The organism is Streptomyces sp. NPDC046712 (assembly GCF_040645695.1).
In the GTDB taxonomy this organism is placed as follows: Bacteria; Actinomycetota; Actinomycetes; order Streptomycetales; family Streptomycetaceae; genus Streptomyces.
The window spans coordinates 221,258-235,240 of record NZ_JBEYYW010000002.1; the positions used below are offsets into that span (position 1 = coordinate 221,258).

General features: G+C 70.7%; 10 protein-coding genes, 3 tRNA genes and 1 pseudogene. 6 read left to right on the plus strand and 8 right to left on the minus strand.

What is annotated here, in order from left to right; genetic code table 11:
* Position 1 precedes the first annotated feature (1 nt).
* The gene (dnaG, locus tag ABZ939_RS03295; RefSeq protein ID WP_361848497.1) at positions 2–1,894 is read left to right on the plus strand and encodes a DNA primase; all 1,893 of its coding nucleotides are present in this window, start codon (positions 2–4) and stop codon (positions 1,892–1,894) included.
* Between the two features lie 103 nt (positions 1,895–1,997).
* A pseudogene (locus ABZ939_RS03300) lies at positions 1,998–3,119 on the plus strand (RNA polymerase sigma factor); the annotation flags it as partial.
* A gap of 28 nt (positions 3,120–3,147) precedes the next feature.
* Here ABZ939_RS03300 and ABZ939_RS03305 read toward each other — a convergent pair.
* From ABZ939_RS03305 to ABZ939_RS03325, 5 genes are all read right to left on the minus strand, one after another.
* Entirely contained in the window at positions 3,148–4,326 is a 1,179-nt protein-coding gene (locus tag ABZ939_RS03305; protein WP_361848500.1) for a TerD family protein, read from the minus strand.
* A 65-nt stretch (positions 4,327–4,391) separates the two neighbouring features.
* Positions 4,392–6,320 (minus strand): ABC transporter ATP-binding protein, encoded by a 1,929-nt coding sequence (locus ABZ939_RS03310; RefSeq protein ID WP_361848503.1) that lies wholly within the window; start codon positions 6,318–6,320, stop codon positions 4,392–4,394.
* The gene (locus ABZ939_RS03315) at positions 6,320–8,053 is read right to left on the minus strand and encodes an ABC transporter ATP-binding protein (RefSeq protein ID WP_361848506.1); all 1,734 of its coding nucleotides are present in this window, start codon (positions 8,051–8,053) and stop codon (positions 6,320–6,322) included. Before ABZ939_RS03315 ends, ABZ939_RS03310 begins: the two co-directional genes overlap by 1 nt.
* Positions 8,054–8,142: 89 nt before the next feature.
* Complete coding sequence (locus ABZ939_RS03320; protein WP_361848510.1) at positions 8,143–9,582, minus strand: FGGY family carbohydrate kinase; 1,440 nt, start codon at positions 9,580–9,582, stop codon at positions 8,143–8,145.
* Between the two features lie 106 nt (positions 9,583–9,688).
* A complete protein-coding gene (locus ABZ939_RS03325) occupies positions 9,689–9,991 on the minus strand; it encodes a YtxH domain-containing protein (RefSeq protein WP_361848513.1) in 303 nt (100 codons plus the stop codon).
* A gap of 169 nt (positions 9,992–10,160) precedes the next feature.
* On the opposite strand from ABZ939_RS03325, the gene ABZ939_RS03330 reads away from it, so the two are divergent.
* The 3 genes from ABZ939_RS03330 (at position 10,161) to ABZ939_RS03340 (ending at position 10,560) form a co-directional block, all read left to right on the plus strand.
* Positions 10,161–10,233: transfer RNA gene (locus ABZ939_RS03330), tRNA-Asn, on the plus strand.
* Positions 10,234–10,238: 5 nt separating this feature from the next.
* Positions 10,239–10,311: transfer RNA gene (locus ABZ939_RS03335), tRNA-Asn, on the plus strand.
* Between the two features lie 175 nt (positions 10,312–10,486).
* Positions 10,487–10,560 (plus strand) — tRNA-Ile (locus ABZ939_RS03340).
* Between the two features lie 135 nt (positions 10,561–10,695).
* Here ABZ939_RS03340 and ABZ939_RS03345 read toward each other — a convergent pair.
* Positions 10,696–11,112: an organic hydroperoxide resistance protein gene (locus tag ABZ939_RS03345; RefSeq protein ID WP_361848516.1), complete on the minus strand. Its 417-nt coding sequence runs from the start codon at positions 11,110–11,112 to the stop codon at positions 10,696–10,698.
* 106 nt (positions 11,113–11,218) lie between these two features.
* On the opposite strand from ABZ939_RS03345, the gene ABZ939_RS03350 reads away from it, so the two are divergent.
* Complete coding sequence (locus ABZ939_RS03350; RefSeq protein WP_361848519.1) at positions 11,219–11,701, plus strand: MarR family transcriptional regulator; 483 nt, start codon at positions 11,219–11,221, stop codon at positions 11,699–11,701.
* A 129-nt stretch (positions 11,702–11,830) separates the two neighbouring features.
* On the opposite strand, the gene ABZ939_RS03355 is transcribed toward ABZ939_RS03350, so the two are convergent.
* Both ABZ939_RS03355 and ABZ939_RS03360 read right to left on the minus strand, forming a co-directional pair.
* Entirely contained in the window at positions 11,831–13,330 is a 1,500-nt protein-coding gene (locus ABZ939_RS03355) for an MFS transporter (protein WP_361848522.1), read from the minus strand.
* Positions 13,327–13,932, minus strand: a complete 606-nt coding sequence (locus tag ABZ939_RS03360) for an NAD(P)H oxidoreductase (RefSeq protein WP_361848525.1) — start codon at positions 13,930–13,932, stop codon at positions 13,327–13,329. Before ABZ939_RS03360 ends, ABZ939_RS03355 begins: the two co-directional genes overlap by 4 nt.
* Between the last annotated feature and the right edge of the window lie 51 nt (positions 13,933–13,983).

The following is a 13,983-nucleotide window of genomic DNA, read 5'->3' on the forward strand; positions in this document are numbered from 1 at the left end:
CGTGGCAGGCAGGATCAACGATGACGACGTGAAGGCGGTACGGGACGCAGTCCCGATCGACGCCGTCGTGTCCGAGTACCTCCAGCTCCGCAACGCCGGCGGCGGCAACCTGAAGGGCCTGTGCCCTTTCCACGACGAGAAGTCCCCCTCCTTCCAGGTCAGCCCCAGCAAGGGTCTGTTCCACTGCTTCGGCTGCCAGGAGGGCGGCGACACCATCGCCTTCGTGATGAAGATCGACCACCTCTCCTTCTCGGAGACGGTCGAGCGCCTCGCCGCGAAGGCGGGCATCACGCTGCGGTACGAGGAGGGCGGCTACAACCCCGGCCACCAGCGGGGCGAGCGCATCCGCCTCGTCGAGGCCCACAAGGTCGCCACCCAGTTCTACATCGACCAACTCGCCTCGCCCGAGGCCGAGATCGGCCGGAAGTTCCTCGCCGAGCGCGGCTTCGACCAGGCCGCCGCCGAGCACTTCGGCGTCGGCTACTCCCCGGCCGGCTGGGACCACCTCACCCGCTTCCTGCGCGGCAAGGGCTTCTCCGACAAGGAACTGATCGTCTCCGGCCTCTCCCAGGACGGCCGGCGAGGCCCCATCGACCGGTTCCGCGGCCGGCTCATGTGGCCGATCCGGGACGTCGGCGGCGACGTCGTCGGCTTCGGCGCGCGCAAGCTCCGCGACGACGACAACGGGCCCAAGTACCTGAACACGCCCGAGACGCCGATCTACAAGAAGTCCCAGGTGCTCTACGGCATCGACCTGGCCAAGAAGGACATCGCCAAGGTCAGCCGGGCCGTCGTCGTCGAGGGCTACACCGACGTCATGGCCTGCCACCTCGCCGGGGTGACCACCGCCATCGCCACCTGTGGCACCGCCTTCGGCGGCGACCACATCAAGATCCTCCGCCGGCTCCTGATGGACAACGGCTCGGCCCGCGTGATCTTCACCTTCGACGGCGACGCGGCCGGTCAGAAGGCCGCCCTGCGCGCCTTCGAGGACGACCAGAAGTTCGCCGCCGAGACCTACATCGCCATCGCCCCGGACGGCATGGACCCCTGTGAGCTGCGGCTCGCCAAGGGCGACCAGGCCGTCGCCGAACTGGTCGAGCCGCGCACCCCGCTCTTCGAGTTCGCGCTCCGCCAGATCGTGAAGCGGTACGACCTGGAGACCCCGGCCGGCCGGGCCGCCGCCCTCGACGAGGCCGCGCCGATCGTCGCCCGGATCAAGAACGTCGCCTCGCAGCACGAGGTCGCCGTCCAGCTCGCGGGGATGCTCGGCATCCTCGACACCCAGTTCGTGGTCAAGCGCGTCGCGCAGATCGCCCGCTGGGCCCGCGACCGCGGCGGCCGCGGCCCGGCGCCCGCCGCCCCGAACCGCCAGGCACCGCCGCCGATCCAGGCCCCCGCCGCGAGCAGCGGCCCGGCGCTCAATCTGCGCAGCCCCGCCCACCGCACCGAGCGCGAACTGCTCAAGCTCGCCCTCCAGCGCCCCGAGCTGGTCTCCCCGGCCTTCGACGCGTACGGCGCCGACGAGTTCACGGCCCCGCCCTACGCCGCCGTCCGCCAGTGCATCCAGGACGCGGGCGGCGCCACCGGCGCACCCGCCGACTACCTCTCCGCCGTCCGCGAGGCGGCGCCCAACGACACCGTCCGCGCGCTCGTCACCGAACTCGCCGTCGAGGCGATCTTCGCCAAGGCCGTCGACGAGGTCTACGCGGGCGCCCAGCTCGTCTCGGTCCGCCTGCGCGCCGTCGACCGGCGCATCCGCGACATCCAGGGCACCCTCGCCCGCCTCGGCGCCCACGGCGACCCGCAGCAGCTCGCCGCCGTACAGAACGAGCTGTGGGTCCTCACCCAGTACGGCCAGTCCCTGCGCACCAACGGGGCCGCGGCGCTCTGACGTTCGGTGACCCACCGGACTCAAAAAGTCACCGCACGCCCCTCGTGGCAGCGATGTGTCGTACCCCACACTGGGGAGCGGTGCCTGAGCCCCCGGAGCACCGGCAGCGATCACCCTGGAGGTCGCCCCCGTGCAGACCCAGACCCTGTCCCCGACGGATGTCGTGCCCGGGCAGCGCCCGGCCGCCCACCACCCGGAGGCGCCGGCCTCCGCAGAGCCGGCCGAGGCTTCAGAGCCGCCCGAGCCCGCCGAGTTCGTGGACGACACGCCCGATCCGGAGCCGGTCCCCCGCCGCACCGACCTCGGCGGGAACGGACCCACTTCCGATCTGTTCCGCCAGTACCTGCGGGAGATAGGCCGCATCCCGCTCCTCACCGCCGCCGAGGAGGTCGAGCTCGCGCGCCGCGTCGAGGCCGGGCTTTTCGCCGAGGAGAAGCTGGCCAACACCCCTGATCTGGACTCCCAGTTGGCGCTCGACCTGGACCGGCTCGTCGTCCTGGGCCGGATGGCCAAGCGCCGTCTCATCGAGGCCAACCTGCGGCTCGTCGTCTCCGTCGCCAAGCGGTACGTCGGGCGCGGGCTGACCATGCTCGACCTGGTCCAGGAGGGGAACCTGGGCCTGATCCGGGCGGTGGAGAAGTTCGACTACGCGCGCGGCTACAAGTTCTCGACGTACGCGACCTGGTGGATCCGCCAGGCCATGTCCCGGGCCCTCGCCGACCAGGCCCGGACCATCCGCGTCCCCGTGCATGTCGTCGAGCTGATCAACCGGGTCGTCCGCGTCCAGCGCCGGATGCTCCAGGAGCGCGGCTACGAACCCACCCCCGAAGAGGTCGCGGGCCAGCTCGACCTGGTGCCCGAGCGGGTCAGCGAGGTGCTGCGCCTCGCCCAGGAACCGGTCTCCCTGCACGCCCCCGTCGGTGAGGAGGACGAGGTCGCCCTCGGCGACCTCATCGAGGACGGGGACGCCACAAGTCCCGTGGAATCAGCGGCGTTTCTCCTGCTGCGCGAGCACCTGGACGCCGTCCTCTCCACCCTCGGCGAGCGTGAACGCAAGGTGGTCCAGCTCCGCTACGGCCTGGACGACGGCAGACCCCGCACCCTGGAGGAGATCGGCCGGCTCTTCGGCGTGACGCGCGAACGCATCCGCCAGATCGAGTCGAAGACCCTCAACAAGCTGCGGGACCACGCCTACGCGGACCAGCTCAGGGGATACCTGGACTAGGGCCTGTCCGGCGGATCATGGCCGGGCCCTAGTGGCCCAGCTCCTTGACGCCCAGTGCCCACGCGCCGGCCGCGTAGTACTCCAGTACCACCGGACCCTCCGGGAGCGGGACCGTCTGCCGCATCGCCCCGCTCTTGCTGAGCAGCAGGTCCCCACTCCCCTTGAACTTCGTGCGTCCGGCGACCTCATGGGAGTAGAGGCTGACGTAGCCGTCGTCCCGGTCCGGCCCGCCCTTGAAGTCCACCCGGAGATCGGCCGTTCCGCCGGTGTGGAGGAGCACCTCGGGGCCGTAACCCCGGAGCGTTCCCTGCATCCGGCGTGCGGCGGCGAGGGGCTTCACCCGCAGGATCCACCGGTTCGTGGCGGTGATCCGGAACCGTAGCGGTCGGTTCCCGGGGGCCATGGTGGTCCTGCTGCCCCGGAAGTCGGGCAGTGGGGAGGCGAAGATGAAGTCCCCGTCCTTGTTCCGCGCGTCGAGCGGATACAGGGAGACGTACCCCTCGCCCTCGTGCGCGACCTCGACGAGCACCGGCCCGCCCGGGACATGGGTGTCGACGGTGATCACCTGGTCGCCCTCCCCCTCGGCGGTGAACGGCTCGAAGACCGGACCGAACTCCCAGCCCTCGACGAGGCGGTACTCCCGGTCCGGCGGCGGGAAGGGCCCCCCGAGCACCGGCTCCCCGTCCACGGGCGGAGCCTGCCCCGGCACCTTCACCACCCCGGTCAGGGGGACCGGCCCGGAGGCGGCCGCGGCGGGCTCGTCCTCCGCCACCTCGACGCCGTACGCCTGGACAAGGCTGGCGAGCCCGGAGCCGTACCCCTGCCCCAGCGCCCCGAACTTCCAGCCGCCCGACTCCCGGAAGAACTCCCCGAAGGCGACCGCGGACACGCCCCCCGCGTCCGTCACCGTGTACGAGACGACGGTCGACCCGTCCGGGGCGACCGCCTCCAGGACGCCGCCCTCCGCCGAGCCGGCGACGACGATCCGCTCGACCGCCGCCTCGACCACGTTCAGATCGAGCTCCAGGCCCGAGAACCCGTGCCGTACCGCTCCCGACGGATGCTCGGGTTGCCCGTGGAAGACCATGTCGGCGTCCCCGCGCACCCGGCCGAAGGAGTCGAGCAGCAGCGCGGCGAGTTCGACACCTGGCACGCCCACCCGCAGCCTGACCGACGGCATCCAGAAGCCATTGGCTATGTGACCCATGCCGATCATGATGCGGCATGGATCACCGCACGTCGATCACTTCTCCTTCACTTCTTCCGCACAGCTCAGTCCACTTCGGCGACGGCCTGGGCGAACTGCGCCGCGTACAGCCGGGCATAGGCCCCGTCGGACGCCAACAGCTCGTCGTGCGTGCCCTGTTCCACGATCGAACCGTTCTCCATCACCAGGATCACGTCCGCGTCCCGGATCGTGGAGAGCCGGTGCGCGATGACGAACGACGTACGCCCATGGGACAGGCGTGCCATCGCCTTCTGGATCAGCACCTCGGTGCGGGTGTCGACCGAGCTGGTCGCCTCGTCGAGGACCAGGATCACCGGGTCGGACAGGAACGCCCGGGCGATGGTGATCAGCTGCTTCTCGCCGGCGCTGACGCCCGAGCCCTCGTCGTCGATGACGGTGTCGTAGCCGTCGGGCAGGGTCCGGATGAAGCGGTCGGCGTGCGCGGCCCGCGCCGCCTCCTCGATCTCCTCGCGGGACACCTCGCGGGACGCGCCGTACGCGATGTTGTCGGCGATCGTCCCGCCGAACAGCCAGGTGTCCTGGAGGACCATGCCGATCCCGGACCGGAGGTCCTCCCGGGACATCGTGGAGACGTCCACGCCGTCGAGGGTGATCCGGCCGCCGGTCACCTCGTAGAACCGCATGAGCAGGTTCACCAGCGTCGTCTTGCCCGCGCCGGTCGGACCGACGATCGCGACCGTCTGCCCGGGCTCGACCGTCAGCGACAGGTCCTCGATGAGCGGCTTCTCCGGCTCGTAGCGGAAGGCCACCTCCTCCAGCGCGACCTTGCCCAGGGCCTCCGAGGGAATCTCCCTCGCAGGAGCGTCCGGCGCCTGCTCCTCGGCGTCCAGGAGCTCGAAGATCCGCTCGGCCGAGGCGACGCCCGACTGCACCAGGTTCGCCATCGACGCGACCTGCGTCAGCGGCATCGAGAACTGTCGGGAGTACTGGATGAACGCCTGGACGTCACCGATCGACAGTGTCCCGCTCGCGACCCGCAGACCGCCGACCACGGCGACGAGCACGTAGTTGATGTTGGAGACGAAGAACATCACCGGCTGCATGACACCGCTGTTGAACTGCGCCTTGAACCCGGCCTCGTACAGCGCCTCGTTCTGCTCGCGGAAGTCGGCCGCCGACTCGTCCTGCCGCCCGAAGACCTTCACCAGCGCGTGGCCGGTGTACATCTCCTCCACATGGGCGTTGAGCTTGCCCGTGGACCTCCACTGCTGCACGAAGTGCGGCTGCGAACGCTTGCCGATCTTCGTGGCCACGACCACCGACACCGGCACGGTCACCAGCGCGACCAGCGCGAGCAGCGGTGAGATCCAGAACATCATCGCCAGGACGCCGACGATGGTGAGCAGCGAGTTGATCAGCTGCCCCATCGACTGCTGGAGCGTCTGGGAGATGTTGTCGATGTCGTTGGTCGCCCGGCTCAGGACCTCGCCGCGCTTGGCCTTGTCGAAGTACGACAGCGGCAGCCGCGCCAGCTTCGCCTGCACGTCCTCGCGCATCCGGTAGACCGTCCGGTTGATCACCTTGATCGACATCCGGGTCGAGACCAGCATGAGGAGTCCGGCCGCCACGTAGATGATCAGCACCCACAGCAGCACCTCCCCGACCGCCGTGAAGTCGATGCCCTGCCCGGGGGTGAAGTCGACCCCGGACAGCATGTCGGCCATCCCGCCGTCGCCCGCCGCCCGCAGCTGCTCGATCTGCTGCGCCTTCGTGGTGCCCTCGGGCATCTCGCGTCCGACGACACCCGCGAAGACCAGGTCGGTCGCCTTGCCGAGGATCTTCGGACCGACCACGGAGGCGGCCACGCTGAGCACACCGGCGATCAGCATCAGCCACAGCGCGCCCCGCTCGGGCGCGAGCTGTTTGAGCAGCCGTTTGCCCGAGCCCTTGAAGTCCATCGACCGCTGGTCGGGGCCGCCACCGGCCATCATTCGTCCGCCAGGACCGGCCATCAGGCTGCCTCCGCCTCGGTCAGCTGGGAGAGCACGATCTCCCGGTACGTCTCATTGCCCGCCATCAGCTCGTGATGGCGCCCGGTGCCCACGACCCGGCCCTCGTCGAGGACCACGATGCGGTCGGCGTCACGGATGGTCGACACCCGCTGGGCGACGATCACGACGGTCGAGTCCGCCGTCTCCTCCTTGAGCGCCTCCCGCAGCAGGGCGTCGGTCTGGTAGTCGAGCGCGGAGAACGAGTCGTCGAAGAGATAGATCTCCGGCCGCTGCACCAGGGTCCGCGCGATCGCCAGCCGCTGGCGCTGTCCGCCGGACACGTTCGTGCCGCCCTGCGCGATCGGCGCGTTCAGCCCGTTCTCCAGCTTCTTCACGAAGTCGGCGGCCTGGGCGACCTCCAGCGCGTGCCACAGCTCGTCGTCGGTCGCGTCCGGCTTTCCGTACCGCAGGTTCGTCGCCACCGTCCCGGAGAAGAGGTACGGCTTCTGCGGGACGAGCCCGACGGTCCGCGCCATCAGCCCGGGATCCAGCTTCCGTACGTCCACACCGTCGACCAGCACCTCGCCGCCGGTCACGTCGAACAGCCGCGGCACCAGACCCAGCAGGGTCGACTTCCCGCTGCCCGTCGAACCGATGATCGCCGTCGTCTCCCCGGGCCGTGCCACCAGCTCCACGTCCCGCAGGACCGACGCCTCGGCGCCCGGGTAGCGGAAGTCCGCGCCCCGGACCTCCAGATGGCCGCGCCGCCCCAGCTCGGTCACCGGCTCGGCCGGCGGCACGACACTGCTCCCGGTGGCCAGCACTTCCTCGATCCGCTCGGCGCACACCTCGGCCCGCGGCACCATCATGAACATGAAGGTGGCCATCATCACGGCCATCACGATCTGCATCAGGTAGGCGAGGAACGCGGTCAGCGCCCCGATCTGCATCCCGCCGCTGTCGATGCGGTGCGCACCGAACCAGACCACCGCGATCGACGACACGTTCACGACCGTCATCACGGTCGGGAACATCAGCGCCATCAGCCGGCCGGTCGCCATCGAGACGTCGGTCAGCTCGGTGTTCGAGCCCTTGAACCGCTCGCGCTCGTAGTCGTCCTTCACGAACGCGCGGATCACGCGGTTGCCGGTGATCTGCTCGCGCAGCACCCGGTTCACGGTGTCGAGTCGCTCCTGCATGGTCCGGAACAGCGGCCGCATCTTCTTCACGATCAGCGAGACCGCGACGCCGAGGATCGGCACGACCGCGATCAGCACCGCGGACAGCGGCACGTCGAGACTCAGCGCCATGACGATGCCGCCGACGCACATGATGGGTGCGGAGACCATGAGCGTGAACGCCATCAGGACCAGCATCTGGACCTGCTGGACGTCGTTGGTGGTCCGGGTGATCAGCGACGGCGCGCCGAACTGCCCGACCTCCCGGGCGGAGAAGGACTGCACCCGCTCGAAGACGGCGGCGCGCACGTCCCGGCCGAGGGCGGAGGCGGTCCGCGCTCCGTAGTACACGGCCCCGATGTTGCAGACGACCTGGACCACGGAGACCGCGATCATCAGGGCGCCGAACCGCAGGATGTAGCCGGTGTCCCCGTTCACGACACCGTTGTCGATGATGTCCGCGTTCAGGGTCGGCAGGTAGAGGGAGGCGCAGGTCTGCAGGAACTGCAGCAGCACCAGCAGGCCGATGGGCTTCTTGTACGGTCGAAGGTGAGTTCGGAGAAGTCGTAGGAGCACGGGTTCTACTATCGCCCGCGCCCCCACGACGTTACGACCGGGTTTTGTCGAGTCTTGAACGGACTCCGCTACCAGCCGAATGCGTTCGGCTAAGCACCGAACGCGCCCGGGTGGGTCTGCTCCCGCGTGGCCACGTACTGCTGCCGTACGGCCTGACCCACCGCCAGCTCCTCGCCGGCCTCGAACACCTGGGCGGCGGCGCCCTGCCAGGCCGGGGGAGCGGCCGGCGAGAGCTTGCCCTGCGAGACACCGAGCGCCCACGCGGCCTGCCGGGCGGCGCCGAGCGCCGCGTAGTCCGCCGGCTGCGGGACGACGACCTGCGCACCGAAGATCGCCGGAGCCATCGCCTGCACGGCGGGCAGCTCGGCCGCGGCGCCGAGCAGGAACACGCGGCGCACCTCGACCCCCCGCCCGCGCAGCACGTCCATCGCGTCGGTGAGCGAGCAGAGCATCCCCTCGAACGCGGCCCGCGCGAGGTGCTCGGGCTTCATCGACTCGCGGCGCAGTCCGCTGAGCGTGCCGGCCGTGTGCGGCAGCTGCGGGGTGCGCTCGCCCTCCAGATACGGCAGGAGGACGAGTCCGGAGGCGCCCGGCGTCGACTTGAGCGCCAGCGCCGAGAGCTCCTCCAGGTTCTCCACGCCCAGCATCTCGGCGGTGCCGCGCAGCGCCCGCACCGCGTTGGAGGTGTGCACGACGGGCAGGTGCATGCCGGTCGCGTCGGCGAAGGAGGTGATCAGGCCCTGCGGGTCGGCGAGCGCCTCGTGGTGCACGGCCATCACGGAGCCGGAGGCGCCGAGGGAGACGACGGCGTCGCCGTGCCCGAGGCCGAGCCCGAGCGCGGCGGCCATGGTCTCGCCCGTACCGGCGGAGATCAGCAGCCCCTCGGGGGTGGTCCCGGCGGCGTCGGCGGGGCCGAGCACCTCCGGAAGCACGGCCTGGTGACCGAGCGCCAGCTCGACGAGGTCGGGGCGGTACGCGCCGGAGCCGGCCGACCAGTAGCCGGTGGCCGAGGCGGCGCCGCGGTCGGTGGTGCGGCGCACGGGCCGGCCGAGCAGCTGCCAGACCAGCCAGTCGTGCGGCTGCAGGAGCAGCGCGACGCGCTGGGCGTTCTCCGGCTCGGAGCGTGCCAGCCAGCGCAGCTTGGCGACCGGCTGCCCGGACTGCGGCACGGACCCGACGGCCTCGGCCCAGGCCTGCCGCCCGCCGAACGCCTCGATCAGATCGGCGGCGGCCACCTGCGCCCGCTTGTCGTTGCCGACCATCGCGGGCCGTACGAGAGCGCCCTGTGGGTCCAGGGGCACGAGCGCGTGCTGCTGGGCGGAGACCCCGATGGCCTGCACCCCTTCGAGCAGCCCGCCGCCGGCGGCCTCGCCGAGCGAGAGCAGCCACGCCTGCGGGTCGACGTCGGAGGCCTTCGGCTCACCGGGATGCGGGGCGTACCCCTGCCGCAGTACGGCACCCGTGTCCGCGTCGCAGACGACGATGCGTGTGAACTCAGCAGAGCTGTCCAAGCCGGCGACTATCCCCATGACAGAAGATTCTGCCGCACGCGGGGGAGTAGGTGGAGCGCGTGCGGGGTAGGAGACGCGTTTTCGAGCGCCCGGGCACGGTGGGACAGCGCGGCTCAGATGCGGCTCAGGTGTTGCTCACACCCCAGTCGTCCTCGGTGACCTGGCCGTTGTGACCGCGCAGCGCGTGGATCCGGTCGGTGACCGACGCGGGCAGCTTGTCGCCGACCTTGTCGCTCACGGCGTGGAACGCCTTGCCGGCGACCTCGCGCCCGGTGTGGGCCGCGGACTCGGCGGCGTTGCGCACCGCCGGGTTCTGGCGGATCTCCTTCGCGGACTTCTTCAGCTGTTCGTAGCGCTCACGTCCGGCCCGCGTGCCGATGACGTAACCAAGGGCCAGACCCACGACGAACGTCAGCTTGTACCGCACGGCGGCACCACCCTTCCCTTGAGCTTCCCTGATGCTTCACTGGTGCCCACGAGCGCCCAGGGCATACCGATTGGCGGAGCACCCCCCTGCTTGCGCTAATGTATGTGTCGCAGCGAGCGAGCGCCGCCCGGAACACCCGAGGTGGGTACGTTCGGTGCAACCGCAGCAATCCCCTGTAGCTCAATTGGCAGAGCAGCCGGCTGTTAACCGGCAGGTTACTGGTTCGAGTCCAGTCGGGGGAGCGCGATCCCCTGTAGCTCAATTGGCAGAGCATTCGGCTGTTAACCGGAGGGTTGCTGGTTCGAGTCCAGCCGGGGGAGCAGAGGAAAGAGGACCCTTCGGGGTCCTTTTTCTTATGTCCGGGAACCATGCGCCACGCTGCGGAGTCCTCTTGGTCGAGCAGCGCGCGGCAGTGCCGACCATCCGGAGCAGGAGATCGTATGAGCGGCTATGCTGCGGCAGACGGCGCGCACACATGTACGCGCCACACCGTTAGGGGCGGTAGCTCAGCCGGTTAGAGCAGCGGACTCATAATCCGTCGGCCGTGGGTTCGAGTCCCACCCGCCCCACCGGGGTCGCACAGCAGGAACGTTTCCACCTGGGTGGAGATGCCTGGCGACAACAATGCCCCCGGCGTGACGTACGACACGTACGACACGCCGGGGGCATTTTCGTGCCGTCGCCCGGACGGCGGATTCCCGCTGCTACTCGATGACGAGCTCGACCTGGATGTTGCCGCGCGTGGCCTTGGAGTACGGGCAGAACGCGTGGGTCTTCTCGAGGAGCTCACGGCCCGGCTCGCCCTGGAGGTGGTCGGGGAACTCGGCGCGCATGACGACCGCGAGGCCGAAGCCGCCGTCCGTCTCGTCCTTGCCGATGGAGACCTCGGCGGTGATCGAGGCGTCCGCGATGTCGATCTTCTCCTGGCGTGCCACCAGGCCCATGGCGCTCGCGAAGCAGGCCGCGTAGCCGGCGGCGAAGAGCTGCTCGGGGTTGGTGCCCTGGCCGTTGCCGCCGAGGGCCTGGGGGTGGGCGAGCGGGAGGTCGATGTGGCCGTCGGAGCTGACGGCGCGGCCCTCGCGGCCGTTGGCGGTGGCGACGGCGGTGTAGATCGCGTTCATGGGTCCTCGTTTCCGTTCACGGTCGGGGTGCAGTCACGAAGGTAGCGTGCAATTCAGTTGTGCACAACTCAATGGCTTGCGATGGAGTGTCCCGTACCCTGGAGCCATGGAGACGCTCGACACGACCCGGGACGAGGACTTCCTCCGCCTCGACCACCAGATCTGCTTCTCGCTGCACGCCGCCACCCGCGCCTTCAACGGCGTCTACCGCGGCGCGCTCAAGGAGCTGGGGCTCACCTATCCCCAGTACCTGGTGATGCTGGTGCTCTGGGAACACGGTGAGCTGCCGGTGAAGGGGATCGGGGAGCGGCTGAGGCTGGACTCGGGCACGCTGTCGCCGCTGCTCAAGCGGCTGGAGGCGGCCGGATACGTCGAGCGGCGACGCAGCGCGGAGGACGAGCGGTCGGTGACCGCGCGACCCACCGAGGCGGGGGCGGCGCTGCGGGAGAAGGCCCTCGGGGTGCCGAAGCGGATCGCCGCCGCGACCGGGATGGAGCTGGACGAGATCCGTGGCCTGCGGGCCCGGCTCGACGAACTGGCCGCCCGGCTCGACAGCGTCGACCCGGACGACCTGATGGCCTGCGAGTAGGAGCACGCGAAAGGGCCTGTCCTGCGGATCCGGTCGGGCGGCGCACGCCCGGCCGGATCCGCAGGACAGGCCCTGCCCGTCCGATGTGAGGGCCAGGGCCTTGTCCGACCCTGATCCGCCGGACAGGCCCTAGTCGCCCGAGGTGATCCTCGGTACCTTCCGCAGCAGCACCGCCACCAGCACCGCCGTCAGCAGCGCGAAGCCCGCGCTCAGCGCCGACGCCGACTGCAGAGCCGTCGTGAACGACTCCCGGGCCGTCGCGAGGAGACCCTCGTCGGCCACGGCGCTCGCCGCGCCCAGGGACTCGCGCGCCGCGGCCGGGGCGTCGCCCGGGATACCGCTCCGGTAGACCGCGACCGCCACGCTGCCGGTCACCGCGATCCCCAGGGCCAGGCCCAGGTCGTACGCCGTCTGACCGGTCGCCGCCGCCGCGCCCGCCTTCTCCGGCGGAGCCGCGCCGACCGCCAGGGACGTGCCGAGGACACTGATCGGGGCGGCCCCGAACATGATCACCGCGAGGCCCAGGGAGGCCACGCCCGCCCCGGAGGCCAGGGCGATCGCCGCGTACCCGGTCAGCGAGACCAGCAGGCCGCCGATCAGGACGTACGCCGGGCGGACGCGGCGGGCGAGCGGCGGGGTCAGCTGCGAACCGGCGATCAGCCCCACCGCGCCCGGCAGCAGCCACAGGCCGGCCTCCAGCGGCGACCGGCCGGCCACCGCCTGGAGGTACTGGGGGACCAGGTACTCCACTCCGTTCAGCGCGGTCATGCCGAGCAGCAGGGTGAGCAGCGCCCCCGTGAAGGCGCGGTCGCGGAAGAGCCGCAGATCGAGGAGCGGGGTCGTCAGCCGGTTCTGGCGGCGGACGAAGAGCAGGGTGAGGGCGACGCCTCCGGCGAAGGCCACGGCCGCCTCCGCCGTCGGGCCGTGCGAGGCCACCGACTTCACGCCGTACACCAGCGGCAGGACCGCCAGCAGGAAGAGCGCCACACTCGGCACATCGATCCGGCCGGCTCCCGGATCGCGGTACTCCGGCAGCAGCACCGGCGCCGTGACCAGGGCGATCAGCATCACCGGCAGACCGATCAGGAACACCGAACCCCACCACCAGGACGCCAACAGCACCCCGCCCACGATCGGGCCGATCGCAAGACCGACCGACAGCGCGGTCACCCACATCGCGATGGCGGTCGCCCGCTGCCGCGCGTCGGTGAACATATGGCTGATCAGGGCGAGCGTGGAGGGCAGGACGGCGGCCCCCGCCACGCCCAGCAGGGCGCGGGCCGCGATCAGCGTCTCCGGGTTCGGGGCGTACGCGGCGAGCAGCGAGGCCAGCAGGAAGCCCGCCGAGCCCACCATCAGCAGCCGCCGCCGGCCGAGGCGGTCGCCGAGCGTGCCCATGATGACCAGGGTGCCCGCGGTGAGGAAGCCGTAGATGTCGGTGATCCACAGCAACTGGGCGCTGCTCGGCCGCAGATCGGCCGCCAGGTACGGGGTGGCGAGCCACAGCACGCCGAGGTCGGCCGTCATCAGGGTCACGGGGAGGAGCAGCACGGCGAGGCCGAGCCACTGGCGGGCGCCGGCCTTCGCCGGCGGCGCCTCGGAGGACGTCGACACCTGGGTCGTGGTCATCGCGGCAGCGCTCCTTCCAGGGCCGCACCGGCGTCCGCGAGGAGCTGCCGCACCCGCTCCGGGCGCAGGTCCTTCGGCACGCCGGACAGCTCGGTGCCGTACACGACCCGGACGGCCGAGTCCGTGATCCCGCAGTACTCCGAGACACCGAGCCGCAATTGGGTCTCCAGGAGGGTGGACAGGCCCAGACGCTCGATCTCCTCCGACGGGCTGCCCATCAGGGCCAGCCACAGCATCCGCTTCGAGGCCAGGCGGGGCTTGCTGCGCCCGTACGCGAAGCCGTAGTTCCACACCCGGTCGATCCAGCCCTTGAGGACCGCGGGCGGCGCCATCCACCACACCGGGAAGACGATCACGATGTCGTCGGCCGCCAGGATGCGGTCCATATGGGCGTGCACCTCGGGGGAGTACACCTTCTCCCGGTTCTCCCAGTCCGGTTCGTCGGCCGGCCGGAGGACGGGGTCGAAGCCCTCGGCGTACAGATCGAGCACGTCGACGGTCCCACCCCCGTCCTTCAGCCGGGCGTGGAGGAGATCGGCGACCTGTGAGGTGAGGGAGTCGGTACGGGGGTGGGCGTGGACGAGGAGGGTGTGGCGGGGCATGAGGGCGTCCTTCGTGAGGTCTTCGGGGGCTTCTTCGGAAAGGGGGCCGGT

Bases quoted from the DNA above. Each gene is read 5' to 3' on its own strand.
- ABZ939_RS03305 (WP_361848500.1), bottom strand. From the start codon at position 4,326: ATGGGTCACATAGCCAATGGCTTCTGGATGCCGTCGGTCAGGCTGCGG.
- ABZ939_RS03310 (WP_361848503.1), bottom strand. From the start codon at position 6,320: ATGGCCGGTCCTGGCGGACGAATGATGGCCGGTGGCGGCCCCGACCAG.
- ABZ939_RS03320 (WP_361848510.1), bottom strand. From the start codon at position 9,582: ATGGGGATAGTCGCCGGCTTGGACAGCTCTGCTGAGTTCACACGCATC.
- ABZ939_RS03345 (WP_361848516.1), bottom strand. From the start codon at position 11,112: ATGAACGCGATCTACACCGCCGTCGCCACCGCCAACGGCCGCGAGGGC.
- ABZ939_RS03350 (WP_361848519.1), top strand. From the start codon at position 11,219: ATGGAGACGCTCGACACGACCCGGGACGAGGACTTCCTCCGCCTCGAC.
- ABZ939_RS03355 (WP_361848522.1), bottom strand. From the start codon at position 13,330: ATGACCACGACCCAGGTGTCGACGTCCTCCGAGGCGCCGCCGGCGAAG.
- ABZ939_RS03360 (WP_361848525.1), bottom strand. From the start codon at position 13,932: ATGCCCCGCCACACCCTCCTCGTCCACGCCCACCCCCGTACCGACTCC.